A 25546-nucleotide genomic window follows, 5' to 3' on the forward strand; every position below is an offset into this window, starting at 1 on the left:
GGCGGAGCCAGGGGACGGATCGCCAGCCGCGATGGCATTCAATCACTTACCAGCAGCCATGCACGACGCCTTGGGACCATTGTCCGTCACGCCGGTGACACACTCGGTCCCGATGGCCATGAATCACCGACCCAGACGCCCCGCCGAGAGCGGGGAAACCAGCCCCTCCCCCGGTACGGTCCTCGACCGGCTCACCGCAGGGGCGGGCCGGGCTGCGCGCATCACTCATACGGAGCACTTGCCCCCCAGGCCCGGCCGCCATGCAGTCTGGCCGCACCGTATCCGCGCGGAAGTGATCAACGCCATCCAGCAGGCCGGAATCGAACACCCCTGGGCCCACCAGGCGGCCGCCGCCGAGCACGCCCTGGACGGCGAGTCGGTCGTGATCGCCACCGGAACCGCGTCCGGCAAGTCGCTCGCCTACCTCGCGCCGGTCCTCAGCACCCTGCTGGACGGCTCGGAGGCGCCCAACGGACGGGGCACCACCGCCCTCTACCTGGCTCCGACGAAGGCCCTCGCCGCCGACCAGCGCCGCGCCGTGAAGGAGCTCGCGTCGCCACTCGGCAACCGGGTGCGACCGGCCGTGTACGACGGTGACACCCCCGTCGAGGAGCGGGAGTGGGTCCGCCAGTACGCGAACTACGTCCTGACCAACCCGGACATGCTGCACCGGGGCATACTCCCGTCACATCCCCGCTGGTCCTCCTTCCTGCGTTCCCTGCGCTACGTCGTGATCGACGAGTGCCACACCTACCGCGGGGTCTTCGGGTCCCACGTCGCCCAGGTGCTCCGCCGGCTGCGCCGGGTGTGCGCCCGCTACGACGCGCATCCGGTGTTCCTCCTGGCCTCGGCTACGGCCGCCGACCCCGCCGTCGCCGCCGGCCGTCTGACCGGCCTTCCCGTCACCGAGGTCTCGGACGACGCCTCGCCCCGCGGTGAGCTCGTCTTCGCGCTCTGGGAGCCGCCGCTCACCGAGCTGCACGGCGAGAAGGGGGCCCCCGTCCGCCGTACGGCCACTGCGGAGACAGCGGACCTCCTGACCGACCTGACCGTCCAGGGCGTCCGCACGGTCGCCTTCGTGCGCTCGCGGCGTGGCGCCGAGCTGATCTCGGTCATCAGCCAGCAGCGCCTCGCCGAGGTGGACCGGGCCCTCGCACGGCGTGTCGCCGCGTACCGGGGCGGTTACCTGCCCGAGGAACGTCGCGCCCTGGAGCGTGCCCTGCACTCGGGCGAACTGCTCGGGCTGGCCGCCACCACCGCCCTGGAACTGGGCGTCGACGTGTCCGGCCTGGACGCGGTCCTGATCTCCGGCTACCCCGGTACCCGCGCCTCGCTCTGGCAGCAGGCGGGCCGCGCCGGCCGCTCGGGACAGGGTGCCCTCGCGGTGCTGGTCGCCCGCGACGACCCGCTGGACACCTTCCTCGTCCACCATCCCGAGGCGCTGTTCCGGCAGCCCGTGGAGTCGACCGTCCTCGACCCGGACAACCCCTACGTCCTGGCACCGCACCTCTGCGCGGCCGCTGCGGAGCTGCCCCTGACGGAGCGGGACCTGGAGCTGTTCGGCCCGGCCGTCCCCGGGCTGCTGCCGCAGCTGGAGAGCGCGGGGCTGCTGCGCAGACGCACCGCCGGCTGGTACTGGACCCGCCGGGAGCGGGCAGCCGACCTCACCGACATCCGTGGCGAAGGCGGACGGCCCGTGCAGATCGTCGAGGCCGCCACCGGCCGCCTGCTCGGCACGGTCGACGAACCGGCGGCCCACACCGCCGTCCACGACGGCGCCGTGCATCTCCACCAGGGTCGTACGTACCTGGTGAAGCGACTGGACCTGGACGACTCCGTCGCCCTCGTCGAGGAGGCGAACCCGCCCTACTCCACCACCGCCCGGGACACCACCTCCATCTCCGTCCTCGAGACCGACACCGAGATCCCATGGGGCGCCGGCCGTCTCTGCTACGGCTCCGTCGAGGTCACCAACCAGGTCGTCTCCTTCCTGCGCCGGAGGCTGATCACCGGTGAGGTGCTCGGCGAGACCAAGCTCGACCTGCCGCCGCGCACCCTGCGCACCCGTGCCGTGTGGTGGACCGTGACCGAGGACCAGCTGGACTCCGCCCGGGTGAACCCGGAGCAGCTGGGCGGGGCGCTCCACGCCGCCGAGCACGCTTCGATCGGGCTCCTCCCGCTCTTCGCCACCTGCGACCGCTGGGACATCGGCGGGGTCTCCGTACCGCTGCACCCGGACACCCTGCTGCCGACGGTCTTCGTCTACGACGGACACCCCGGTGGTGCGGGTTTCGCCGAGCGGGCCTTCCACACCGCCCGTGAGTGGCTCGGCGCGACCCTGGCGGCCATCGCCTCCTGCGAGTGCGAGGCGGGCTGTCCGTCCTGCATCCAGTCCCCCAAGTGCGGCAACGGCAACGACCCGCTCCACAAGCGCGCCGCCGTCCGCCTGCTCACCGTCCTCCTGAGGGATGCCCCGGGCGCTCCCGGTGCCGGCTCCCCGGACTCCCGACGGGCCCCGGGCCGGGAAGCGGAGTCGACCGGGGGGCCACCGGGCCGTCAGGGTGGGCCGGCCAGCGCGCAGGACCCGGCCCCGGGCGCCCCGGCGAAGCCGGAACGCCGGGACCTACCGGAAGCCCCCGAGGCCTGACGGATCTCGCCGGCCCCGGCGGAGCGCGCCGGCCGCCCGGAGCGAGCCCACCGAACGGGCGGGTCCGGCCGGGCCGCCCCGACGCCTCCGCACGGGCGGAACGGGTCAGGCGGGCTTGGCGAGTCCGAAGAGCCGGACGGGTCGTCCCGCAGACTGCGAGGGCCCTACGAGCGGGCCGGGGCCGACGGAGCGGACGCCGGCGGGCGAAACGGGGCCGGCGGGCCCGCCCGGGATCTGACCTCGGGCCGGTACGGGCCGAGGGCGGCTCCGGCCGTCACGTCGGCGATCTCACCGGCAACCGCGCACCGCACGACCACCGCCCCCTGTGCCCGGGCCACGCGTGCCGCCCAGGCGCACGCCGGTCCGGCGCCTGCCAGCGCCCGGTCGGCCGCGGCGAGCGCCGCAAGGTCGGCGGCGGCGCCCGCACGGTGACGGGCGACGACCGCCTGCCCCAGGGCGAGCACCACGGCGAAGACCGCGCACATCGCGCACGCCGCCATGGCCACCCAGACGGTCGCCGAGCCCCTGTCGCGACTCCTCATGGTTCACCGCCCCTCACCGCGTCCTCCGCGAGAGCGACGGCTTCGGCCGTCAGGGTGAGGGCCGCTGTCCCGGGACCGGGGCTCGCCGCCTCGACCCGCACCCGCCAGAGGTCCCCGTCCCTGCCCAAGGAGATCTTCGAGCCGGCCGGTGCCGCCGAACGGGCGGCGGAGAGGGCCGCGGCCTCCGTCTCCGAACGGGCGGCCGCCCGAGCGCCCGCCCTGGCTGCGTCCACGCACTGGATCTGCGCCGACGCCGCCATCAGCGCCCAGACGAGCGCCATCGTGAACACCACCAGGGCGGGCACGGCCACCGCGGCCTCTGCCGTGACGGATCCCCGGTCGGCCTCACGGCAGGAGGGCCGAAGCACGGACGTCGCGGTGTAGGAGGCCCCGGAGGTGTCAGAACTGCCCATTGAGCGCCTTCCCGATGATCGATTCGAGTGCCGTGGAGACCGTGTCGCTGGTGATCACCTGATAGAGAGCCGCTGCGAAGGCGCATGCCGCGATCGTGCCCATCGCGTACTCCGATGTCGTCATTCCGGCATCGCCCCGAGGGAGTCGGCCCGACAGCCGGTCACGCGCCCTGGTGAGGATTTCGCTGGCCCGAGACGCGGCCCTGGTGCGTGCGAAGTTCGCGGAGCCCACCCCGGTCAGTACCGCTCCCTGGGTCTTCACATCGGTCACGCTCATGTCGATCCCCTCGATTCCGAATGGTGTTGGTGCTGTTGGTGTTGGTGTTGGTGCTGTTCGCTGCACCAGCGCCGCTGGTGCCGCTTCCGAGTGCCGCCGATGTTCCGGTCATGCGCTGATCCGGTGCACCGCCGGGTCAGTTGCCTCCGTTGCCGTGCAGCAGCCCCGTGGCGAGGCCGATCACGACGGGGGCCACCCCGATCGCGAGGAAGGCGGGCAGAAAGCAGAGCCCCACCGGTGCCGTGATCAGTACCTGGGCGCGCTGCGCCCGGGAAGCCGCGATGCGGGCCTTCTCGGCCCGGAGCCCCGCAGCCAGCCGGGCGACCGGTTCCGCAGCAGGAGCTCCCGTCGCGGACGCCTGCTCCAGACAGCGGGCGAGCCTCGCCGCCCCCGGAATCTCCCCGAACCTCCCCCAGGCGCGGGACGGTTCGCTTCCCAGCCGAAGCTCGGCCGCGGTCTGTGCCAGTCGCTCCCCGACCGGCCCGCCGAGCGACTGGCCGACTGCGAGCGCCGCCTCGCGCGGCCCGGCTCCCGCCGAGACACAGGCGGCCAGCAAGTCCGCGGCGAGCGGCAGTTGATCGGACGCAGTCCTCTCCGAGGCGCCCGCCGCCCTGTCGCGTGCGCGGCCCCGCTGCCACCTCCGGAGGCCGTACGCTCCGGCGAGTCCCAGCAGACACCCGGCGACGCCCCCCGCGATGACCCAGCCTGTGACCACCGCCACGACCGGGACCATCCACGGACCCGCCCAGGCCGGTGCGCGTACAGGGCGCCGACGACGCAACGTCCCGTGCCGCACGGAGCCCGGCCCCAGGAGTGCGTGGAGCCGCCTGAGCGCCTGTCGGCGACGCAGCCGCCCTCTCACCCTCCAGGCCGCCACCGCGGCCAGCGGAACGGCGATGCCCAGGCTCCTGATGAACTCATCGCTCACGGCCGCTCCCCGCCCGTACGATGCGCGTCGCCCAGTACAGCCCGACGGCCTCCAGCAGTCCGCCGACCAGCAGACAGCACAGCCCCGCGGGGCTGTGCAGCAGGACGCGCAGGGGATCGGCGCCGAGCGCCCAGCCCAGTGCCAGCCCGATCGCCGGGAGCAGCGCCAGCACCACCACAGTCGACCACGCCCCGGCCAACTGCGCCGTCAACGAGTCCCGTTGTTCCTGCTCGGCCCTGAGGGCGGCCTCGAGCCGGTCGATTCCCGTCGCCAGACCCGCCCCGCTGTCCACGGCGACGAGCCAGCAGGCGGCCAGCCCGGCGAGTCCCTCCGCACCCGGTTCACCGGACGCACGCCTCAGCTCCGCCGGCACGTCCCCGCCGAACCGGGCGGCCGCCAGCACCGCCGCCTCCGCGGCACCCAGCGCTCCGGTGGCCCGGCCCGCGGTCAGCAGTGCCTGTCCCGGCTGGCTACCGGCCCTCAACTCGCCCGCGGCAACGCCGCACAGAGCGATCACCGCGCCGGCCCTGCCGTCCCTCGTCCTTCCGTGCTCGGATGCCCTCAGCCGCCGCCCCAGCAGGGGGACAGCCACCGCACCCGCCAGGAGCGGCAGCACCGACTCGCCCAGCACAGCCAGGAAAGCGCCCGCCGGCAGGCACAGCCATTCGCGCCGAAACCGGTCCAAGGGGCGCCGCCAGCGTTCCCAGGGCCATCGGGTGTCCGGTCGCACGGCGCCGCCGGACGCCAGCACCAGCCGCGCCCTTCGCAGCCCTTCGTCCCGGCCGACCGTCAGGCAGGCGGCAGCTCCGGCGCACACCACCGCATACATCGTCGCCGTCGTCATCGAGGACCGCCGATCAGGGACCGCAGTCGCTCCCAGCCTCGTTCACGGACGAAGTGCGCCGCGCCCCACCGCAGCGCCGGCACGGTGAGCACGAGCCCGGCCGCGTCCCGCTCCAGCACGTGGACCTCGGCAACCCGGCGTCCGCCGTCCCGCCGCCGTACGAGATGCACCACGACCGACAATGCGGCGGCCAACTGGCTGTGCAGCGCGGCCCGGTCGAGACCGGCGGCCGTCCCGAGGGCCTCGAGCCGCGCGGGGACGTCCGCGGCCGTGTTGGCGTGCACGGTTCCGCAACCGCCGTCGTGTCCGGTGTTCAACGCCGCCAGCAGATCGGTCACCTCGGAACCGCGCACCTCCCCGACGACCAGCCGGTCCGGACGCATGCGAAGCGCCTGCCGCACCAGGTCGCGAAGAGTGACCAGACCCGCGCCCTCCTGGTTGGCCGGGCGGGATTCCAGGCGCACGACGTGCGGATGGTCGGGACGCAGTTCGGCGGAGTCCTCCGCGAGCACGATGCGCTCGTGCTCGCCCACCAGTCCCAGCAGAGTGGACAGCAGCGTCGTCTTGCCGGATCCGGTGCCACCGCTGATCAGATACGAGACCCTGGCCTCGATCATTGCAGTGAACAGCCGGTCGCCGCCCGGCGGTACCGTGCCGGCCGCCATCAGCTCGTGCAGCGAGAAGGCCCTCGGCCGGACCACCCTCAGCGACAGACAGGTGGATCCGACAGCCACGGGAGGCAACACCGCGTGCATTCGCGTGCCGTCGGGCAGCCTGGCGTCCACCCAGGGGCGGGCGTCGTCCAGTCGCCTTCCCGCCACCGCCGCGAGCCGTTGCGCCAGCCGACGCACCGCTGCCGCGTCGGGGAAGCACACCTCCGTGAGCCGGAGTCCGCAGCCCCGGTCGACCCACACCCGGTCGGGCGCCGAGACCAGCACATCGGTCACGGCTGGGTCGGCGAGGAGTGGCTCCAGGGGCCCGGTGCCGACCAGCTCGCAGCGCAGTTCCTCGGCGGCGCCGAGGACCTCCGCGTCGCCGAGCAGCCGTCCCTGCGCCCGAAGCGCCGCGGCCACCCTGGCCGGAGTGGGCTCGGCCCCGCTCTCGGCAAGCCGTTGCCGTACCGCTTCCAGAAGTACCGACGTCACGCCGCACCTCCACCGCTGAGCGCCCGTGCCCAGAAGGCGGAACAGAACCTGGCCAGCGGGTCCCGCTCTCCCGCGCCCGGCGGAACTCCCGCCTCGAGATCGGCGGTCAGTCCGGCCTCCAGAGGGAGTTCGCCGGCCAGCTGCAGTTTCAGCGCCTCCGCCATCCACCGCTCGTCCAGCCCCGGGCCCCACGGCCCTCGGACGACGAGCCGCAGATCGCCCAGCACCATGCGGACGGTCGACGCGACCCGCTGTGCGGCGGCCACCGCACGCAGGTCGCCCGGCACCACGAGGAGTCCGACGTCCAGCTGCGCCAGCGCCTCCGCCGTCCCTTCGTCGACCCGACGGGGCAGATCCACGACGACGACTCCACCGCGTCTGCGCGCCGCTGCCAGGACCGACCGCATGGCCTCCGGCGGAATCGTCACCGACTCGCCCCGGTCCCAGCTGAGCACCCGCAGTCCGTGCACCGATGGCAGCGACTCCTCCAGCGCGCCACCGGCGACCCGGCCTCTGGACGCCGCGAAGTCGGGCCAGCGTCGGCCTTCCTGCTGCTCTCCGCCGAGAAGGACGTCAAGGCCGCCGCCGAGCGGATCCCCGTCGACGAGCATCGTGCGCCTGCCCTCACGCGCCGCGGTCACGGCGAGTGCGCAGGCCAGCGTGGACGCACCGGCCCCGCCCCGCCCGCCGAGCACACCGACGGTCAGCGCGGGCCGCCCCACGCCCTCCGCGACATCGGCGATCCTGTCGACGAGCCAGCCCTCGGCGTCGGGAAGCCGCAGCACACAGTCGGCGCCGATCTCCACAGCCCGGCGCCACACCTGTGGATCGTCCTGGTCGCGCCCGACGAGGAGCACACCGCGTCTGCGGGTGGCCCCCAGACACCGGGCGGCCGCATCATCGCCGACCAGGACCAGCGGGGCCGCTTCCCAGCCGCCTCCGTCCTCAGGCACCGCGTGGTGGACCTGCGGCTCGGCGCCGGCGGCGGCGCACAGTCTCAGCAGGTCGTCCAGGAGCGGTGGATCCTCCGTGATGATCAAGGGTCCCGTCCGGTGCTCGGCGGGCGGCACCCCGTCCCCGCCGGTGGCCCCGGCCGCGCCCGGTGGGGCGTTCCTGCCGAACGCGCCGGACGTGCTGTGTCGCACCACGATGTCTCCCCCTTTCGCCGCGCTGCCGCGGCGCCTCCCGCGGAAGCCGGCCGACCGGCCCCGCGTGTCTGGCCGCACCGCTCCCGTCGGAGGCGGGATCGATGCGGGATCGGTGATTCCTTCGGCCCGTGAACTTCGCGGACGTAATCACCGTGCGGGGCAGCGGAAAATCGTGTGGATCTTGCTCCAAAACTGTGGACAACTCACCGCTTGTGAATATCCCGTTAGCCCATACCGGTGACTTCCGGCATGACTTCCACAGCGCAGCGCAACAATCACGCAGAGTGACGGAAGGCGGAGAGTGGCGGAGTGACCCGTTCCAGGCATACGTAGGTGAGGACGACCAGCAGCAGAAGGCGAAAATGCGTCCGGACATGCGACGACCCCCGCCGGGGGGGAGAGCGGGGGTCGTCCCCACGGCCGACTCGGGGGGGGAGGAGTCGGACCGGGTTAGCACGGTCGCGAACGATCCGTGACTTCCATGGTGTACCCGAGAGCCTTCTCAGGCAAACCCACGCGCCCCACCTTACGCCGAATGGAGGGCGCATATGCTCTGCGTCGTGGAAAACCACTCCTTGCCGCGCACAGCAGCCTTCTTTGACCTGGACAAGACGGTCATTGCGAAGTCGTCGGCGCTGACCTTCAGCAAGTCCTTCTACCACGGCGGACTGATCAACCGCCGCGCCGTGCTCAGAACGGCGTACACCCAGTTCGTCTTCCTCTCGGGCGGCGCCGACCACGACCAGATGGAGCGGATGCGCAAGTACCTGTCCGCGCTCTGCAAGGGCTGGAACGTGCAGCAGGTGAAGGAGATCGTCGCCGAGACCCTGCACGATCTGATCGACCCGATCATCTACGACGAGGCGGCCTCCCTGATCGAGGAGCACCACACCGCCGGACGCGACGTCGTCATCGTCTCGAGTTCGGGCGCCGAGGTCGTCGAGCCGATCGGCGAGTTGCTGGGCGCCGATCGTGTGGTGGCGACGCGGATGGTGGTCGGCGAGGACGGCTGCTTCACCGGCGAGGTGGAGTACTACGCGTACGGACCCACCAAGGCCGAGGCGGTGAAGGAGCTCGCCGCGTCCGAGGGGTACGACCTCGAACGCTGCTACGCCTACAGCGACTCCGTCACCGACGTCCCGATGCTGGAGGCCGTGGGGCACCCGTACGCGGTCAACCCCGACCGGGCGCTGCGCCGTGAGGCCTCCTCACGCGGGTGGCCGACTCTCGTCTTCAACCGCCCGGTACGACTGAAACAGCGCATCCCGGGCTTCACGATGCCCGCGCGCCCCGCACTCCTCGCGGCGGCGGCGGTGGGAGCGGCGGCGGCCACCGCCGGCCTCGTCTGGTACGCCAACCGGCGCCGCAGCACCGCCGCCTTTGCCCGCACTTGAGAATGAACGTAAAAAGTGCGGTCAGGGGTTCCGCTTGTCGTACCGCTGGAGTACAAAGGAATTAACGGCCCGCGAGACCTGGGACATCCGAGAGGATCACCTTCTACGCAACAAAGGCCCACGGACCGAGCATGGACGCTGAGCACCCACGCGACGTCGACCCGTCGATTACGGGCCAGCCGCACCAGGTGACGGGCAAAGTTCCCGACCTGATGGGCAACATCTCGAGGACGCTTGGTAACTCGGCCGACATGCCAGCGGCGGTACCAACCGGTACCGCCGCAACCCTTTGGTCCGGCGTCTCGCCGCGTTCAAGGCTGTTTGCGAACAGTGCTCTTGGCCCCAGCGCCCCGGCGTTTGCCCTTGGCCCGGCCGGACGGCGCCCGACCCAAGGTCACGCCGCTCCTCGCTGGAGCGCCTCGCACACCGCCGTCGACTCCCGCACACCGAGTTCGACGGCGCGGCCGCAGTGGGTGATCCAGGCGCTCATGCCCTCCGAGGTCCCGGACAGATAGCCGTCGAACGCCTTGAGGTACTCCGTACGGCCGAGCTCGGCGTGACCCACCTCGGCCGGGCAGATCGACTTGGGGTCCAGTCCGCTGCCGATGAGGACGATGCGCTCCGCCGCCCGTGCGACCAGTCCGTTGGCCGAGGAGAAGGGGCGCAGAGCGAGCAGTTCACCGTGCACCACGGCGGCCATGACCAGTGCGGGGGCCGCACTTCCGGCGATGACCAGCCCCGACAGCCCGTCGAGCCGCCCGGCGACCTCGTCCGCGTCCGGCAGCGGTGCATCGATCAGCGGCTCGTCGACCTTCTCCCCCGCGAGCCTCGGCCGGCCGACCGACTCCTCGGGGGCGACACCGCCCTCCGCGACCAGATGGAGCCGAGCCAGGACGCGCAGCGGGGACTGCCGCCAGATGGACAGCAGCTGCCCCGCCTCGGCGGTCAGCCGGAGGGCGGCCCCCACGGTGCGGGCCTCCGCCCCACTCCCGAAATCGGTGCGCCGGCGCACCTCCTCCAGCGCCCAGTCCGCGCCCGAGAGCGCGGCGGACGCCCGGGCCCCGCGGAGCGCGGCCTCCGAGGTGACCTCGCTGCTGCGGCGACGCATGACGCGGTGCCCGTAGACCCGGTCGACAGCCTTGCGCACCGAGTCCACGGCATCCGCGACCCCGGGAAGATCACCCAGTGCGGCCAAGGGGTCAGAGGCGTTCGTACTCATAGGTAGGGAGGCTACGCGCACCGGGCCCGCGCCCCACGTTGGAGTGGTCTTCTTCACGCACACCGGACACCCTGGGCGATGATGCCGCTACCTTAGGTGAACATGAAGATCGCTTTCGTGGGAAAGGGCGGTAGCGGCAAGACGACGCTGTCCTCGCTCTTCATCCGTTACCTCGCCGCGCAGCAGGCCCATGTCATCGCGGTGGACGCCGACATCAACCAGCACCTGGGCGCGGCGCTCGGGCTCGACGAGCAGGAGGCGGCGGCGCTGCCCGCGATGGGCGCGCACCTGCCCCTCATCAAGGAGTACCTGCGCGGCACCAACCCGCGGATCACCTCCGCGGAGACGATGATCAAGACAACACCGCCGGGAGAGGGTTCACGGCTGCTGCGCGTCCGCGAGGACAATCCGATCTATGACGCCTGCGCCCGGACGGTCCGGCTCGACGACGGGCAGATCCGGCTGATGGCGACCGGCCCGTTCACCGAGTCGGACCTCGGGGTCGCCTGCTACCACTCCAAGGTCGGGGCGGTGGAGCTGTGCCTCAACCATCTCGTCGACGGCCCGGACGAGTACGTCGTGGTCGACATGACGGCGGGCTCCGACTCCTTCGCCTCCGGCATGTTCACCCGGTTCGACATGACGTTCCTCGTTGCCGAGCCCACCCGCAAGGGCGTCTCGGTGTACCGGCAGTACAAGGAGTACGCCCGGGATTTCGGCGTCGCGCTCCAGGTCGTCGGCAACAAGGTGCAGGGGCCGGACGACCTCGAGTTCCTGCGTGACGAGGTCGGCGACGACCTTCTCGTGACCGTCGGGCACTCGGACTGGGTGCGGTCGATGGAGAAGGGCCGTCCGCCGCGGTTCACCCGGCTGGAGGAGCCCAACCGGGCCGCGCTGCGCACGCTGCGGCAGTCCGCGGACGCGTCCTTTGCGCGGCGCGACTGGGTCCGGTACACGCGGCAGATGGTGCACTTCCATCTGAAGAACGCGGAGAGCTGGGGCAATGCGAAGACGGGGGCCGACCTGGCGGCCCAGGTCGACCCCGACTTCGTGCTCGGCGGGCAGGCAGCGCGGTTCAGCGCGCCGCAGCCGGCCTGATCGCCGCGGGTCCGTCGTGCGCCAGCCGGTCCGGGACGGGCCCGCCGGCCGCGGCCGGCCAGACCAGACTCGTCCGGCCCGCGGCGGGGATGTCGTCCGCAGCGGATGGACCGGTGGCGGCCCTCGTGCCGGGAGCGGACTTGACCTCCGGTGCGCTCCCTGCCCCGCCGACGCCGGATTCGGCCGTAGCGGATGCGGAAGCGCCGGATCGGGCCGGCCCCGCCCCGGCCCGCGTGCCGGACCGAGCCGGCGTGCTCCCGCCCGGTTTGTCGGACCCCGAGGAGGCGGCGGTCAGGAAGTCCTTCCAGCCGCTCCTCGGCGCCCGGCCGACGGGCAGGGTGCGCAGTCGCCTCAGCACCTCGGGGTCCTGCGCGTCCAGCCAGTCGGCGAGCTGACGGAACGACACGCAGCGCACGTCACGCTGCACACAGACGAAACCGATGGTCTGCTCCACGGCGCGCATGTAGGCGCCGCCGTTCCACGACTCGAAGTGGTTGCCGATGACGAGCGGCGCACGGTTACCCGTGTAGGCCCGGTTGAAGCCCTTGATCAGCCCGTCGCGCATCTGGTTTCCCCAGAAGGAGTGCATGCTGGGAGCGCCCTTCGCGGTGCCCGACTGATTGACCATGAAGTTGTAGTCCGTGGACAACGTCTCGAAGGCGCGGCCAGGCACCGGGACCAGCTGCAGGGAGAGGTCCCACAGTCCGTGTTTCCTGTCCGGCCAGATCTGCTCGCTGATGCCGCTGCTGTCATAGCGGAAGCCCTGCTTCGCGGCGACCCGGAGAAAGTTGTCACGTCCCTCCAGGCAAGGCGTACGGGCGCCGACGAGCTCCCGGTCGTAGTCGAACGGCAGCGACTGCGCGCGCGGCAGGCCCGCGTTGGTCCGCCACTCCTTCACGAACGACTTGGCCTGGGCGAGCTCGCTCTTCCACTCCTCGGGCGTCCAGGTGGCACCACCGCCCAGGGGGCCGCAGAAGTGGCCGTTGAAGTGGGTGCCGATCTCGTTCCCGTCCAGCCAGGCACCCCTCAGTTCGCGAACGGTGGCCTTGATGCCCTTGGTGTCGTTGAAGCCGATGTCGGAGCGGCCCCGTTCGTGCCGGGGAGGGTCGTACAACTCGGCCTTCGAGTCCGGGAGCAGGTACACGCCACTGAGGAAATAGGTCATCGTGATGCCGTGCTTCCTGCCCACTTCCCGGAAGTGGGAGAAGAGTTTGGTGTCGTCCTCGCCGGCCCCGTCCCAGGAGAACACCACGAACTGCGGCGGTTTCTGCCCCGGCTTCATCCGCTCCGGGCGCGCCTGCCCCGGTTGTGCCCCGGTGTACGAGGTCGAGCCGTCGCCGATCTGACCCAGCTGGTTCCCCAGGGCACCGGAGAGCCCCGACCCTCCTTCGCCACCGGAACATGCGGCGAGGCTCATGACGAGCGCGGTGGCCATGGCACCGAGGACAGCCTTCCGTGCGGCGGGCAGCATTCGTCCACCCTCTTTCGACGTGTGCGGTGAAGTGCGATCGATACGCCCATACGACTGCGGGCCAGAACAAAGTCGCACCAAGGGGCATGGAGCAGGGGAGACAGGCCGATCCGGGATGATCAATCACCGGATCGAATGAGTTCATCCCGTCGCTCGCCGACGCCTGCCGGCTGAGCGGGAGGCGCTTCCCGGGCACGTGGCTCGACCACCCGCCCTACCGCAGGGGACGGGCAGCTCCCCGGGGCATCCCGCCGAACCGCTCACCCGGGGTGAACCGACCCGGTGCGGCATACGTGAGTACGAGTGGCCCCTTCCCCCACCGCCCGGGGAGAAGGGGCCACTTGTCCAGGACGGCGGACCGGGCGTCCCACCGGCCACCTCAGCCCTCAATAGGTCTAAACCAATTTCTTGAAGGCCCTTGTCACCCGGCCATCCGCCTGATGAGCTATGGCGTGGGACACATAGGCACATAGGACGCCCTGGGAAAGGGAGATGTCGTGAGCAACGAGAGCCTGGCCAACCTCTTGAAGGAAGAGCGGCGGTTCGCACCGCCGGCCGAGCTGGCCGCGCACGCCAACGTGACGGCGGAGGCGTACGAGCGGGCCGCGGCGGACAGGCTTGGCTTCTGGGCCGAGCAGGCGCGACGGCTCAGCTGGACCAAGGAGCCGACCGAGATCCTGGACTGGTCGAACCCGCCCTTCGCCAAGTGGTTCGCCGACGGCAAGCTCAACGTCGCGTACAACTGCGTGGACCGGCACGTCGAGGCCGGTCACGGGGACCGCGTCGCCATCCACTTCGAGGGCGAACCGGGCGACAGCCGGTCCCTCACCTACGCCGAACTCAAGGACGAGGTCTCCCGGGCCGCCAACGCCCTTACGGAGCTTGGCGTCCGCAAGGGCGACCGGGTCGCGGTCTACCTGCCCATGATCCCCGAGGCCGCCGTGGCCATGCTGGCCTGCGCCCGGATCGGCGCCGCGCACTCGGTCGTCTTCGGCGGATTCTCGGCGGACGCGGTCGCGTCCCGCATCCAGGACGCCGACGCCAAGCTGGTGATCACCGCCGACGGTGGCTACCGCCGCGGCAAGCCCGGCGCCCTCAAGCCCGCCATCGACGAGGCGGTCGCCAAGTGCCCGCAGGTCGAGCACGTGCTGGTGGTCCGCCGCACCGGCCAGGACACCGCGATCACCGAGGGCCGGGACGTGTGGTGGCACGACGTCGTCGACCGCCAGCCGACCGAGCACACCCCCGAGGGGTTCGACGCGGAGCACCCGCTTTTCATCCTGTACACGTCCGGCACCACGGGTAAGCCGAAGGGGATCCTGCACACCTCCGGCGGCTACCTCACCCAGGCGGCCTACACCCACCACGCCGTCTTCGACCTCAAACCGGAGACCGACGTCTACTGGTGCACGGCCGACATCGGCTGGGTGACCGGACACTCGTACATCGTGTACGGCCCCCTCGCCAACGGGGCGACGCAGGTGATGTACGAGGGCACGCCCGACACCCCGCACCAGGGCCGCTTCTGGGAGGTCGTCCAGAAGTACGGCGTCACGATCCTCTACACGGCGCCGACGGCGATCCGCACGTTCATGAAGTGGGGCGACGACATCCCCGCCAAGTTCGACCTGTCGAGCCTGCGCGTCCTCGGCTCGGTCGGCGAGCCGATCAACCCCGAGGCGTGGATCTGGTACCGGGAGCACATCGGAGGCGGATCCGCGCCCATCGTGGACACCTGGTGGCAGACCGAGACCGGGGCCATGATGATCTCGCCGCTGCCCGGCGTCACGGAGACCAAGCCCGGATCGGCCCAGCGTCCCCTGCCCGGCATCGCCGCGACCGTCGTCGACGACGACGGCCACGAGGTGCCCGACGGCGGCGGTGGCTATCTGGTCCTCACCGAGCCGTGGCCGTCGATGCTCCGCACTATCTGGGGCGACGACCAGCGCTTCATCGACACCTACTGGTCGCGGTTCGAGGGCCGGTACTTCGCGGGCGACGGCGCGAAGAAGGACGACGACGGCGACATCTGGCTACTGGGCCGCGTCGACGACGTGATGCTGGTCTCCGGCCACAACATCTCGACGACCGAGGTCGAGTCGGCCCTGGTCTCGCATCCCAAGGTCGCCGAGGCCGCCGTCGTCGGCGCGGCCGACGAGACGACCGGCCAGGCCATCGTGGCGTTCGTGATCCTGCGCGGGACCGCGAGCGAGGACGAGAGCCTCGTCGCCGAGCTCCGCAACCACGTCGGTGCGACGCTCGGGCCGATCGCCAAGCCCAAGCGCGTACTGCCGGTGGCCGAGCTGCCCAAGACCCGGTCCGGCAAGATCATGCGCCGGCTGCTGCGGGACGTGGCGGAGAACCGCCAGCTCGGTGACGTCACGACACTCACCGACTCCTCCGTGATGGATCTCATCCAGTCCAAGCTGCCTACGGCGGCCTCGGAGGACTGAGTCGGCAGGTCACCGCCAGGGGCACCCGGAGCGAACGCGCCGGGTGCCCCCTTTGCGCCTAAGGTGAAGATCAACGGTTGTCCCGACGTACCTCCGCCCAGGTCATTAGGTAGGGTAAGGAATCGCGTCAACGACGCGGCAGGAAACCGAGGTGTGCCGGGAAGTCTGGTCGGCATGTGCCGTGCCGTGCCCATCCGACCGGAGGTCCCCACTCGTGGCAGCGCCGACCCCCACCCCCCGCAAGTTCCTCGGACGCCTCTCCCTCCCCGAGCGGAACTTCGTGGCGGACGCCCTGCGCACCGAGACGGTCGGCGGGATCCTGCTCCTGGCCGCCGCCGTCGCCGCACTCCTCTGGGCGAACACCCCGCTCGGCCCCAGCTACGAGGCCGTGGCCGACTTCCATCTGGGCCCGGCGTCCCTCGGGCTCGACCTGTCCATCCAGCACTGGGCGGCCGACGGACTGCTGGCGATCTTCTTCTTCGTCGCCGGGATCGAGCTCAAGCGGGAGCTCGTCGCAGGCGAGCTGCGCGACCCCAAGGCCGCGGCGCTCCCCGTCATCGCCGCCGTGTGCGGTATGGCGGCCCCCGCACTGGTCTACACGCTGGTCAGCAGCGCCGGCGGCGGCTCGCTGGCGGGCTGGGCGGTGCCCACGGCCACCGACATCGCCTTCGCCCTCGCAGTGCTGGCGGTGATCGGCACCTCGCTCCCGTCCGCAGTCCGCGCCTTCCTCCTCACACTCGCCGTCGTCGACGACCTCTTCGCGATCCTGATCATCGCGATCTTCTTCACCAGCGATCTGAACTTCGCCGCGCTCGGCGGGGCCCTGGCCGGCCTCGCGGTCTTCTGGCTGCTGCTGCGCAAGGGCGTACGCGGCTGGTACGTCTACGTCCCGCTGGCCCTGGTCATCTGGGGACTCATGTACAACAGCGGCGTCCACGCCACCATCGCCGGTGTCGCCATGGGCCTGATGCTGCGCTGCACCCGGCGCGAGGGCGAGGAGCAATCCCCCGGCGAGCACATCGAGCACCTCGTGCGGCCGATCTCGGCCGGCCTCGCCGTACCGCTGTTCGCGCTGTTCTCGGCCGGGGTCAGCGTCTCGGGCGGCGCACTGCACGCCGTCTTCACCCGTCCCGAGCCCCTCGGGGTCGTGCTCGGCCTGGTGGTCGGCAAGACCTTCGGCATCTTCGGCGGCACCTGGCTGGCCGCCCGCTTCACCAGGGCCGAACTCAACGAGGACCTTGCCTGGCCGGACGTCTTCGCCGTCGCGTCGCTGGCCGGCATCGGCTTCACGGTCTCCCTGCTCATCGGCGAGCTGGCCTTCGCCGGCGACGCCGTCCTGGCGGACGAGGTCAAGGCGGCCGTGCTGCTCGGCTCCCTGATCGCCGCGGTGATCGCCTGTGTGCTCCTGAAACTACGAGTACGCACGTACCAGGCGCTGTGCGAGGCGGAGGATCGCGACGAGGACCAGGACGGCATCCCGGACGTGTACGAACAGGACAACCCGGAGTATCACCTGCGGATGGCCGAGATCTACGAGAAGAAGGCCGCGGAGCACCGGCGCAAGGCGGAAGTCGCGGGTGCGTCGCGCGCCGACGGCGACAGTCCGGCATGATCTGACAGCAGATCCGAAGCAGAGATGAGGGAGTCACCGATGAGCGACCCCGGCAGCACGACCACCGCCGTCGAAGCCGCGGGCGACGTGGTCGGACCGGTTCGGCTGGCCGGCGCCGACAAGACCATGGGACAGCTGGTGGCGACGGCGACCGCCGAGATGTCCGCCCTGGTGCACGACGAGATCGCGCTGGCCAAGGCCGAACTCAGGCAGGACGTCAAGCGGGGGGTGACGGGCGGGGTGGCCGGCACGGTCGCCGGGGTGCTCGCCCTGTTCTCCCTGCCGGTGCTGAGCTTCGCCGCCGCCTACGGCATCCACAACCTCGGTCTGGGACTCGCCTGGTCGTTCCTGATCGTGGGAGCGGCTTTCCTGCTGCTCGCGGGCCTGGCGGCGCTGCTGGCCATGACCAAGTTCAAGAAGGTCAAGCCGCCGGAGCGCTCCCTCGCCTCGGCCAAGCAGACGGCCGCCGTGCTCCAGAACGCCAAGCCGCACCCCCGAGGGGCGAAGGACCCGTCCACATCTGTGGCACGCTCGTCCGCATGACGGCACCCGATACGCCCTCTGTCGGCAACGGAAACAGCACCGGAAACAGAAACGGCGGCCCCGTGCGGATCGATGGGCCCTGGACCCATCGTGACGTGGCGGCCAACGGTGCGCGCTTCCACATCGCGGAACTGGGCGACGGGCCGCTGGTGCTGCTGCTGCACGGCTTCCCACAGTTCTGGTGGACCTGGCGGCACCAGCTGACCGCGCTGGCCGACGCGGGCTTCCGCGCGGTCGCGATGGACCTCCGCGGCGTGGGAGGCAGCGACCGTACGCCCCGGGGTTACGACCCGGCGAACCTCGCGCTCGACATCACCGGCGTCGTACGGTCCCTCGGCGAGCCCGACGCGGCCCTCGTCGGGCACGGCCTCGGCGGCTACCTCGCCTGGACGGCGGCCGTGATGCGGCCCAAGCTCGTCCGCCGGCTCGCGGTCGCCTCGATGCCGCACCCGCGCCGCTGGCGCTCCTCGATGCTCGGCGACTTCGCACAGAGCCGCGCCGGATCGTATGTGTGGGGCTTCCAGCGGCCGTGGCTGCCGGAGCGTCAGCTCCTCGCGGACGACGCGGCCTTGGTCGGCCGACTGATCCGGGAGTGGTCCGGTCCGCGCCCTCCCGAGGAGGACACACTCGACGTCTACCGCCGGGCCATGTCCATCCCGTCGACGGCGCACTGCTCGATCGAGCCGTACCGGTGGATGGTGCGGTCGATCGCGCGTCCGGACGGCATCCAGTTCAACCGCAGGATGAAGCGCCCCGTCCGGGTGCCGACGCTCCATCTCCACGGCTCACTGGACCCGGCGATGCGTACGAGCAGCGCGGCGGGATCGGGCCGGTACGTCGAAGCCCCGTACCGCTGGCGGCTCTTCGACGGTCTCGGCCACTTCCCCCATGAGGAGGACCCCGCGGCGTTCTCCAACGAGCTCATCAACTGGCTGAAGGACCCCGAGCCCGACCGCTGACCGCGGCTGCGGCGCGCCCCGGCCCGGCAGAGCCGATTCCGACGACGGGACCGCCGGACGCCGACAGGGGGCACCGTCCCGCGAACGGGTGTGCGACGAACGGGGATTGCCCGGCGCATAGGCCAATTGGCGGGCCCAGACGCGGTTACCGACCTTGGGGCACGGGCACACGTCGGGGTATGGGCTGGACGCACGACTACAGTGACACAGCACGCAACTCCCGCTCGGCCTCCGCGCCGGTAGGGGACGAAAGGGGCGGCCCCCAGGGGCGGGGCCATGATCCCCGTCTCGGGATTCCGCGCATCCTCCGCCGCCGGGCCCGCTGGGTCTCGGCACGACTGCGCCATCCTCGCGGCTGACGCCGTCACAGCGGCGTCCGCGTCACCTGCTCACACACGTCCACAGGGGCTGACGCTCCTGTGGACGCGGAGACCTGCGCAGAGGCACATGCCTTCCCGGGGACAACCGTCTGTCCGGGGTGCTGTTCTCCGGGGTGCGCCACACACCCGGGCCGGCTGTTCGCCGGCACGGGTCATGCCCGGGCGCATGGGTGCCCGGCCCACACGGAACGTCCCGACGCCGGCGTCAGAGGCACAGCGGGTGTCCGTGCCCGGACCGTAACGGCAGGTGCCGTGTGCCCGGACCGGACGGCACACCTGCACACGGGCGAGGGGCCTCCTCACGCATGCCGTGTGCCCGGGCCATGACACGCGTCCGCGACCGACGTCCGGGCCGGGGGCGGTGCCGGTCGTCGCGCACCCGTCGGCGGCTCGCGTCAGAGCGCGCAGCCCTGGCTGTCGACCTCCTGGTTGGCCATGCGGCCGAGCCTGATGTCGTCGCGAATCTCGTCCGCCGTCAGCGCATAGCCGGTCTCGGCGTCGTCCAGGGACCGGGCGAAGATCACTCCGTACACCTGCCCGTCGGCGGTGAGCAGCGGACCGCCGGAGTTGCCCTGGCGGACCGTCGCGAACAGCGAGTAGACGTCGCGGCGCACCTCGCCGCGGCGGTAGATGTCGGGACCCTTGGCGTCTATACGGCCGCGGACGCGCGCCGAGCGCACGTCGTACGACCCGTTCTCCGGGAAGCCCGCGACGATGGCACTGTCACCGGTGCGGGCGTCACCGTCGGTGAAGCGGAGGGGCGGTGCCTTCAGGTCGGGGACGTCCAGTACGGCGATATCACGCTGCCAGTCGTAGAGGACGACCTTGGCGTCGTACCGCCGGCCCTCGCCGCCTATCTGCACGGTCGGCTCGTCCACTCCGCCCACGACGTGCGCGTTCGTCATGACCCGGCGCTCGGCGAAGACGAAGCCCGTGCCCTCGAGCACCTTGTTGCAGCTCTGCGCGGTGCCGACGACCTTGACGATGGACCGCTGGGCGCGCGCCGTGACCGGGCTGTCGACCAGCGCCGGGTCCGGCGGCCTGACCTCGGTGATGGGCTCGTTGGCGAAGGGGCTGAAGACGTGCGGGAAGCCGTTCTGCGCGAGGATGGACCGGTAGTCGTCGAACCACGTGCCCGCCTGTGCCGGCAGCACCCGGGAGACACCGTGAAGGATCTTGGAGTTCCGGACCTCCGTGCCGAACGGGGGCAGGGTGGTGCCGGCGACGAGGAGGCCGATGATCCAGGCCACCAGCAGCATCGCGAGGACGTTCACGAGGGCGCCGCCGGTCGCGTCGAGCGCGCGAGCCGGGGTCCAGGTGATGTACCGGCGGAGCTTGTTGCCGAGGTGGGTGGTGAGCGCCTGCCCGACGGACGCGAAGACGATCACGATCACGACGGCGACGATCGCCGCTGCCGTGGACACCTCCGTCCCGTTCGTCATCCGGTCCCAGACGAACGGGAGCAGATAGACCGCGACGAGTCCACCGCCGAGGAACCCGATCACCGACAGGATGCCGACGACGAAGCCCTGACGGTACCCGACGACGGCGAACCACACAGCGGCGAGCAGCAGCAGGATGTCCAGCACGTTCACCGTCATTAGCCTCGCAGTTTCGTCGTCCGGCACTCCGTCCGGCAGGAAGGTCCCGGATCAGCTCCTGGTGACACCGGACCGGCCACCGGAAGAACACAGCACGTGGGCAACGGTCTCATGCGCGCCAGTCGAGCGGGACCTGCTTGGCCCGGTCCCATGGGCGTTCCCAGCCGGCGAAATGAAGGATGCGGTCGATCACTCCGGCGGTGAATCCCCAGACCAGAGCCGATTCGACCAGAAATGCCGGACCGAGGTGACCGCTGGGGTGGACGCTCGTGGCCCGGTTCGCGGGGTCCGTGAGATCCGCCACGGGAACCGTGAAGACCCGGGCGGTCTCGGCGGGGTCGACGGCGGCGACCGGGGAGCGCTCTCGCCACCAGCCGAGGACGGGGGTGACGACGAAACCGCTCACGGGGATGTACAGCCGGGGCAGCACCCCGAAGATCTGGACGCCGGACGGATCCAGACCCGTCTCCTCCTCCGCCTCCCGGAGGGCCGCGCGGAGCGGCCCGGTGGTGGCCGGATCCCCGTCCTCGGGGTCGAGGGCGCCGCCCGGGAACGACGGCTGGCCGGCGTGGGAGCGCAGGCTGCTCGCCCGTTCCATGAGCAGCAGCTCGGGGCCCCGCGCGCCGTCCCCGAAGAGGATCAGCACGGCGGACTGCCGCCCTCCGCCGCTCTCGGGCGGCAGGAACCGGCTGAGCTGCTCGGGAGCGATCGTCCCGACGGACCGTTCCACGGGCTGCAGCCACTCGGGCAGGCCGTCGCCGCTCACGACCACATCGCCGCCGTAAGTCTCATGTGTGCGTGTCATGGGCACCCCCGTGGTGTGCAACGAGTGCGGTGGCCGGGATCGTTCCGGCCGGCTCGGGCAGACCCGGGGCCCGGCAGGGCTCGGGAGACCCGGCAGGAGGACGGGACGACGAGCCCGGCAGGAACGACGGGGCCGCCGGCCCCGGGCGCAGCGGAGCCGGGCAACCGGGACCCCGCAGCCGACGTCCGGTCCGGCGGCAGGCACTCGGAGGGATCACCCGGCCCCCAGCGGGGGCGCGGGCTCGCCCGGGTAGTCGGGCGGAGGGTTGAGACGCTGTCCGGGGAAGCCGCCCTTCTCGTACTTGAGGAGCTTCTTCGCCTTCTCCGGGTCGGTCTCGCCCTCCCCGTAGGAGGGGCACAGATGCGTGATGGGACAGGCGCCACAGGCGGGCTTGCGGGCGTGGCAGATCCGGCGGCCGTGGAAGATCACCCGGTGGGAGAGCATCGTCCACTCGCTCTTCGGGAAGATCTCGGCGATCTCCGCCTCGATCTTGACCGGGTCCTCCTGCTCGGTCCACTTCCACCGCCGGGCGAGCCGCATGAAGTGGGTGTCGACGGTGATGCCGGGGACGCCGAACGCGTTCCCCAGCACGACGAAGGCCGTCTTGCGCCCCACGCCCGGCAGCCTGACCAGGTCCTCCAGCCGCCCCGGAACCTCTCCGCCGAAGTCGTCCCGCAGGACCCTGGAGAGGCCGAGCAGGGACTTCGCCTTCGACCGGAAGAAGCCGGTCGGCCTGATGAGCTCTTCCAGCTCCTCCGGCGCTGCCGCGGCCATGTCCTCGGGCGTCGGGTACTTCGCGAAGAGGGCGGGCGTCGTCTGGTTCACCCGCAGGTCCGTGGTCTGGGCGGACAGGACCGTGGCGACGAGCAACTGGAAGGGGTTCAGGAAGTCGAGCTCGGGATGTGCGTACGGATACACGTCGGCCAGCTCACGGTTGATCCGCCGAGCACGACGCACCATCGCAAGCCTGGACTCGGGCTTGCCGGCCGGCGCCTGGGCCGACGTCCGGGAGGCCACGGCTTTCTTCGCGGGGACTGCCCGCTTCGCGGTGGCGGCCTTCTTCGCTGCGGGCTTCTTCGCTGCGGGCTTCTCGGGCGCGGCCGCGGCCTTGGAGGCCGTCGGCTCCCCGGCAGAGGCCCCGGCCTCCGCCGGGCCCCTCGGGACGGCATTCTTCTTGACCGCGGTCTTCTTCGCGGCAGCCGTCCTCGCCTCCGGCGTCTTCCGCGCGGCCGCCCGCGGCGTCTCCGGGGAAGCCATGAAGGTAGTCCTATTCTTCGCTTTTGCTACTTCTGTCGGTACGGACGAATCATGTTCGCCCACAGCGGAATCCTGCTCCCCTGCCACTCTGATGGCCCCCTCGGCCTGTGCTCTCACCGGCGAATTGGACACCCGGCCAGCCTAAGGGCCGCCACGGACATCTGCCCCGGCCATGGCGGATCACCACTCGAATCGGCCCCTGCCTCACGACAGGAGGGGCAGGTGCGTCAAACTTGTGTCGGGCCCTTGTGATCGATCGCACTGTTTTGGTGTGCGGCATCATGGGGACCACCGTCCCCTGAGCAGGTCGACAAGGAGAGAACTCGTGGACGACGTTCTGCGGCGCGCCCCGCTCTTCGCGGCGCTCGATGACGAGCAGGCCGCGGAGCTCCGCGCCTCGATGAGTGAAGTGACGCTCGCCCGCGGCGACGCGCTCTTCCACGAGGGCGACCCCGGCGACCGCCTCTACGTGGTCACCGAGGGCAAGGTCAAGCTCCACCGCACCTCGCCCGACGGCCGGGAGAACATGCTGGCCGTACTCGGCCCCGGTGAGCTGATCGGCGAACTGTCCCTCTTCGACCCGGGTCCGCGCACCGCGACCGCCACCGCCCTCACCGAGGTCAAGCTCCTCGGCCTCGGCCACGGCGACCTGCAGCCCTGGCTGAACGCGCGCCCCGAGGTGGCCACCGCCCTGCTGCGCGCCGTCGCCCGCCGGCTGCGCAAGACCAACGACCAGATGTCCGACCTGGTCTTCTCGGACGTCCCCGGCCGTGTCGCCCGGGCGCTCCTCGACCTCTCGCGCCGCTTCGGCGTGCAGTCGGAGGAGGGCATCCACGTCGTCCACGACCTGACCCAGGAAGAGCTGGCCCAGCTCGTCGGCGCCTCCCGCGAGACAGTGAACAAGGCGCTGGCCGACTTCGCACAGCGTGGCTGGCTCCGCCTCGAGGCCCGTGCCGTCATCCTGCTCGACGTGGAACGCCTCGCCAAGCGTTCCCGTTGACCCGCCCGGCCCGTTACGGCCGGGCCACGAGCCCGTACGACCCGCACAGGGCCGTGAGACGGTCGGACGCGGACGCCGGGCCCGGCGTCCGACAGCGCGGCGGGGGCACACGGCGCGTCCCGCACCGCACATGCGAAGGGGTCGCCCGGCGGATGGTCGCCGGGCGACCCCTTCGCACGCCCCGGGTGTCCTCCCGGGCTCGTCGGGACACTCCTGTCCGGTCGGTCAGCGCTTGCCACCGTCCACGATCAGCGGCTTTCCGGTCCCGCCGCCGCACGGAACGGCGTACACGGGATTCTTGGCCGCAGCGTCCCCGTAGGCGTCGATGCACTGGTTCATCAGGACCTTGTCCGTCAGCGAATCGTTGAGGATCTTGTTCGCCCGGACGGCCGGGGGCGAGGGCTCAGCCGGCACGGAGCCCCAGGGCGGGCCGGGGCGGAGACCCCAAGGACTGTTCCGCGATCCCCGGGGGGCGGGCGACGACGGCCACGGCGCTTCGCCGCGTTGTCGAATCATCCGAGTGCACCCGGTACGAGGCCCTGTTCTCGTATAGCTACGGCGAGGTGGCGAGTAGCGCTGCGTAGTCGCGGTGACTCGGCGTGATGGCCGACCCGGCGCCGGTCGAATGGCGAGTGGGGGCGGAATCGACCGATTACGCCCCCTCGGGTCGACCCAATGGCCACAGGCGGGCATATCGGGATAAATCGGTACGCCGATCCAATCGAGTCTGCTCGCCAATTGCGCCTCCCTATTTCGCCCCCTTACGCTCGTGATCTGGCGTCGCCGGAAAGACAAGGAGGGGGACGAAACATGACGGATCGTCTGTATCTGCGGCATTCCACCGACAAGCAGACGAATGCTCGTCAACTTCATGCTCTGGGTGATCTACTCAAGTCCGGCGCTCCGAAGTATGAGGACCCGGCGACGTCGTCCCGCGTCTACGCCATCAACCGCTCCGGGTTCCGCGAGCTTCTCGACGAGGCAGCGGTCGGCGACACCATCGGCATCGCGGATGCCGCGCGGCTGTTCCGCTCGACCAAGGACGTCATCCAGATCCGCGAAGTCCTCCAGCGGCGCGGTCTGCACCTGCGCATCGCGACCGGCGCCTGGTCCGGCTTCGACCTGGCGGCCGACGACCCGCAGACCAAGCTGTTCGTCACGATGCTCGCCGGGGTCTTGGAGTTCCAGCGCGACATGATCTCGGAGAACACCAAGGAAGGCATTGCCGCCGCCGAAGCCGGGGGCAAGACGCTGGGCCGACCGGCCGCGCTCGACGAGGATCAGGCGGCCGACATTGTCGACGCGTACGCTAAGGGTGCCGCGGTCAAGGCGCTCGCCCGGCAGTGCAACGTCGCGCCCAAGACCATCCGCAGGGTGCTCGACGCGGCTGGGGTCCGCGACATCCGCGACGTCCCGGAGTCACTCGACGGCGTGACCACCGACGCCGAGGACCAGGAGCCGGCGCCCGAGCCCGCGCAGCCGCACACCATCGACATGCCCGGCCTACTCGCCGAACACCTCAAGGCCTCCGAGACCGCCGAGATTCGCGAAGCACTGCGCGGGGGCCGGACCATCCGCCGAGGGCAGGGCTACTCTGTGCGCGTCACCGCCCCACTCGCGCTCCACGAGGCCACGCTGGGGCAGTGCGCCGCCCTCGCCGGCGAAGGCTCCACCCCGGCCGGGCGCAAGGCATACCGCGCTTACGCCGACCGGATCGCCGCGGCCATGCGGACGCCCTGACGGGGGCCTACGGAAGGTGCCAACGATCACATGGCGCTACATGCCCCTTCGTCACAGCACGAGAACACTT

The 25546-nt window shown here is 71.3% G+C and carries 22 protein-coding genes and 1 pseudogene; 10 read left to right on the forward strand and 13 right to left on the reverse strand.

Annotated features, from left to right (window positions below):
- The first annotated feature begins 31 nt into the window (after positions 1-31).
- Complete coding sequence (locus FEF34_RS16770) at positions 32-2647, forward strand: DEAD/DEAH box helicase (protein ID WP_234042419.1); 2616 nt, start codon at positions 32-34, stop codon at positions 2645-2647.
- Positions 2648-2811: 164 nt separating this feature from the next.
- Here the strand turns inward: FEF34_RS16770 and FEF34_RS16775 are convergent, their stop codons facing one another.
- The 7 genes from FEF34_RS16775 to ssd form a co-directional block, all read right to left on the reverse strand.
- Entirely contained in the window at positions 2812-3189 is a 378-nt protein-coding gene (locus FEF34_RS16775; protein ID WP_138053916.1) for an Rv3654c family TadE-like protein, read from the reverse strand.
- Positions 3186-3602 (reverse strand): TadE family type IV pilus minor pilin, encoded by a 417-nt coding sequence (locus FEF34_RS16780; protein WP_138053917.1) that lies wholly within the window; start codon positions 3600-3602, stop codon positions 3186-3188. The genes FEF34_RS16775 and FEF34_RS16780 overlap by 4 nt, the downstream gene beginning before the upstream one ends.
- Positions 3589-3879: a DUF4244 domain-containing protein gene (locus FEF34_RS16785; RefSeq protein ID WP_138053918.1), complete on the reverse strand. Its 291-nt coding sequence runs from the start codon at positions 3877-3879 to the stop codon at positions 3589-3591. Before FEF34_RS16785 ends, FEF34_RS16780 begins: the two co-directional genes overlap by 14 nt.
- A gap of 136 nt (positions 3880-4015) precedes the next feature.
- Positions 4016-4807 carry a type II secretion system F family protein gene (locus FEF34_RS16790; protein WP_138053919.1) on the reverse strand — a complete coding sequence of 264 codons (792 nt, stop codon included), beginning with the start codon at positions 4805-4807 and terminating at the stop codon, positions 4016-4018.
- Positions 4797-5651 (reverse strand): type II secretion system F family protein, encoded by an 855-nt coding sequence (locus FEF34_RS16795; RefSeq protein WP_138053920.1) that lies wholly within the window; start codon positions 5649-5651, stop codon positions 4797-4799. The genes FEF34_RS16790 and FEF34_RS16795 overlap by 11 nt, the downstream gene beginning before the upstream one ends.
- Complete coding sequence (locus FEF34_RS16800) at positions 5648-6796, reverse strand: TadA family conjugal transfer-associated ATPase (protein ID WP_138053921.1); 1149 nt, start codon at positions 6794-6796, stop codon at positions 5648-5650. The genes FEF34_RS16795 and FEF34_RS16800 overlap by 4 nt, the downstream gene beginning before the upstream one ends.
- On the reverse strand, positions 6793-7866 hold the full coding sequence (gene ssd / locus FEF34_RS16805; protein ID WP_138057528.1) for a septum site-determining protein Ssd: 1074 nt from the start codon (positions 7864-7866) through the stop codon (positions 6793-6795). Before ssd ends, FEF34_RS16800 begins: the two co-directional genes overlap by 4 nt.
- Positions 7867-8492: 626 nt before the next feature.
- On the opposite strand from ssd, the gene FEF34_RS16810 reads away from it, so the two are divergent.
- Positions 8493-9338 carry an HAD family hydrolase gene (locus FEF34_RS16810; RefSeq protein ID WP_138053922.1) on the forward strand — a complete coding sequence of 282 codons (846 nt, stop codon included), beginning with the start codon at positions 8493-8495 and terminating at the stop codon, positions 9336-9338.
- Positions 9339-9732: 394 nt separating this feature from the next.
- Here the strand turns inward: FEF34_RS16810 and FEF34_RS16815 are convergent, their stop codons facing one another.
- Entirely contained in the window at positions 9733-10557 is an 825-nt protein-coding gene (locus FEF34_RS16815; RefSeq protein ID WP_138053923.1) for a Fic family protein, read from the reverse strand.
- A gap of 102 nt (positions 10558-10659) precedes the next feature.
- On the opposite strand from FEF34_RS16815, the gene FEF34_RS16820 reads away from it, so the two are divergent.
- Positions 10660-11655: an ATP-binding protein gene (locus FEF34_RS16820; protein ID WP_138053924.1), complete on the forward strand. Its 996-nt coding sequence runs from the start codon at positions 10660-10662 to the stop codon at positions 11653-11655.
- A gap of 244 nt (positions 11656-11899) precedes the next feature.
- On the opposite strand, the pseudogene FEF34_RS16825 reads toward FEF34_RS16820, so the two are convergent.
- Positions 11900-13126: pseudogene (locus FEF34_RS16825) on the reverse strand (hypothetical protein); the annotation flags it as partial.
- 497 nt (positions 13127-13623) lie between these two features.
- Between FEF34_RS16825 and acs the strand changes: the two are divergent.
- The 5 genes from acs to FEF34_RS42865 all read left to right on the forward strand — a co-directional run bounded on the left by acs (position 13624) and on the right by FEF34_RS42865 (position 19052).
- Entirely contained in the window at positions 13624-15579 is a 1956-nt protein-coding gene (gene acs / locus FEF34_RS16830) for an acetate--CoA ligase (RefSeq protein ID WP_138053925.1), read from the forward strand.
- Between the two features lie 214 nt (positions 15580-15793).
- On the forward strand, positions 15794-17191 hold the full coding sequence (gene nhaA, locus FEF34_RS16835) for a Na+/H+ antiporter NhaA (protein ID WP_138053926.1): 1398 nt from the start codon (positions 15794-15796) through the stop codon (positions 17189-17191).
- 39 nt (positions 17192-17230) lie between these two features.
- On the forward strand, positions 17231-17734 hold the full coding sequence (locus FEF34_RS16840) for a phage holin family protein (protein WP_138053927.1): 504 nt from the start codon (positions 17231-17233) through the stop codon (positions 17732-17734).
- Positions 17731-18693, forward strand: a complete 963-nt coding sequence (locus FEF34_RS16845; RefSeq protein WP_138053928.1) for an alpha/beta fold hydrolase — start codon at positions 17731-17733, stop codon at positions 18691-18693. The genes FEF34_RS16840 and FEF34_RS16845 overlap by 4 nt, the downstream gene beginning before the upstream one ends.
- A 179-nt stretch (positions 18694-18872) precedes the next feature.
- Positions 18873-19052 (forward strand): hypothetical protein, encoded by a 180-nt coding sequence (locus FEF34_RS42865; protein WP_138053929.1) that lies wholly within the window; start codon positions 18873-18875, stop codon positions 19050-19052.
- Positions 19053-19468: 416 nt separating this feature from the next.
- Here FEF34_RS42865 and FEF34_RS16855 read toward each other — a convergent pair whose 3' ends face one another.
- From FEF34_RS16855 to nth, 3 genes are all read right to left on the reverse strand, one after another.
- Positions 19469-20668 carry a MarP family serine protease gene (locus FEF34_RS16855; RefSeq protein ID WP_138053930.1) on the reverse strand — a complete coding sequence of 400 codons (1200 nt, stop codon included), beginning with the start codon at positions 20666-20668 and terminating at the stop codon, positions 19469-19471.
- A gap of 115 nt (positions 20669-20783) precedes the next feature.
- Positions 20784-21479 (reverse strand): NUDIX hydrolase, encoded by a 696-nt coding sequence (locus FEF34_RS16860; protein ID WP_138053931.1) that lies wholly within the window; start codon positions 21477-21479, stop codon positions 20784-20786.
- Positions 21480-21692: 213 nt separating this feature from the next.
- Complete coding sequence (gene nth, locus FEF34_RS16865; RefSeq protein WP_138057529.1) at positions 21693-22736, reverse strand: endonuclease III; 1044 nt, start codon at positions 22734-22736, stop codon at positions 21693-21695.
- A 325-nt stretch (positions 22737-23061) separates the two neighbouring features.
- Between nth and FEF34_RS16870 the strand changes: the two genes are divergently transcribed.
- The gene (locus tag FEF34_RS16870; RefSeq protein WP_017947815.1) at positions 23062-23736 is read left to right on the forward strand and encodes a Crp/Fnr family transcriptional regulator; all 675 of its coding nucleotides are present in this window, start codon (positions 23062-23064) and stop codon (positions 23734-23736) included.
- Between the two features lie 225 nt (positions 23737-23961).
- Here FEF34_RS16870 and FEF34_RS16875 read toward each other — a convergent pair whose 3' ends face one another.
- Positions 23962-24150, reverse strand: a complete 189-nt coding sequence (locus tag FEF34_RS16875) for a hypothetical protein (RefSeq protein ID WP_234042421.1) — start codon at positions 24148-24150, stop codon at positions 23962-23964.
- 396 nt (positions 24151-24546) lie between these two features.
- On the opposite strand from FEF34_RS16875, the gene FEF34_RS41270 reads away from it, so the two are divergent.
- Positions 24547-25476 (forward strand): recombinase family protein, encoded by a 930-nt coding sequence (locus tag FEF34_RS41270; protein WP_171052977.1) that lies wholly within the window; start codon positions 24547-24549, stop codon positions 25474-25476.
- Positions 25477-25546: the final 70 nt, after the last annotated feature.

This window comes from Streptomyces marianii (genome assembly GCF_005795905.1).
In the GTDB taxonomy this organism is placed as follows: Bacteria; Actinomycetota; Actinomycetes; order Streptomycetales; family Streptomycetaceae; genus Streptomyces; species Streptomyces marianii.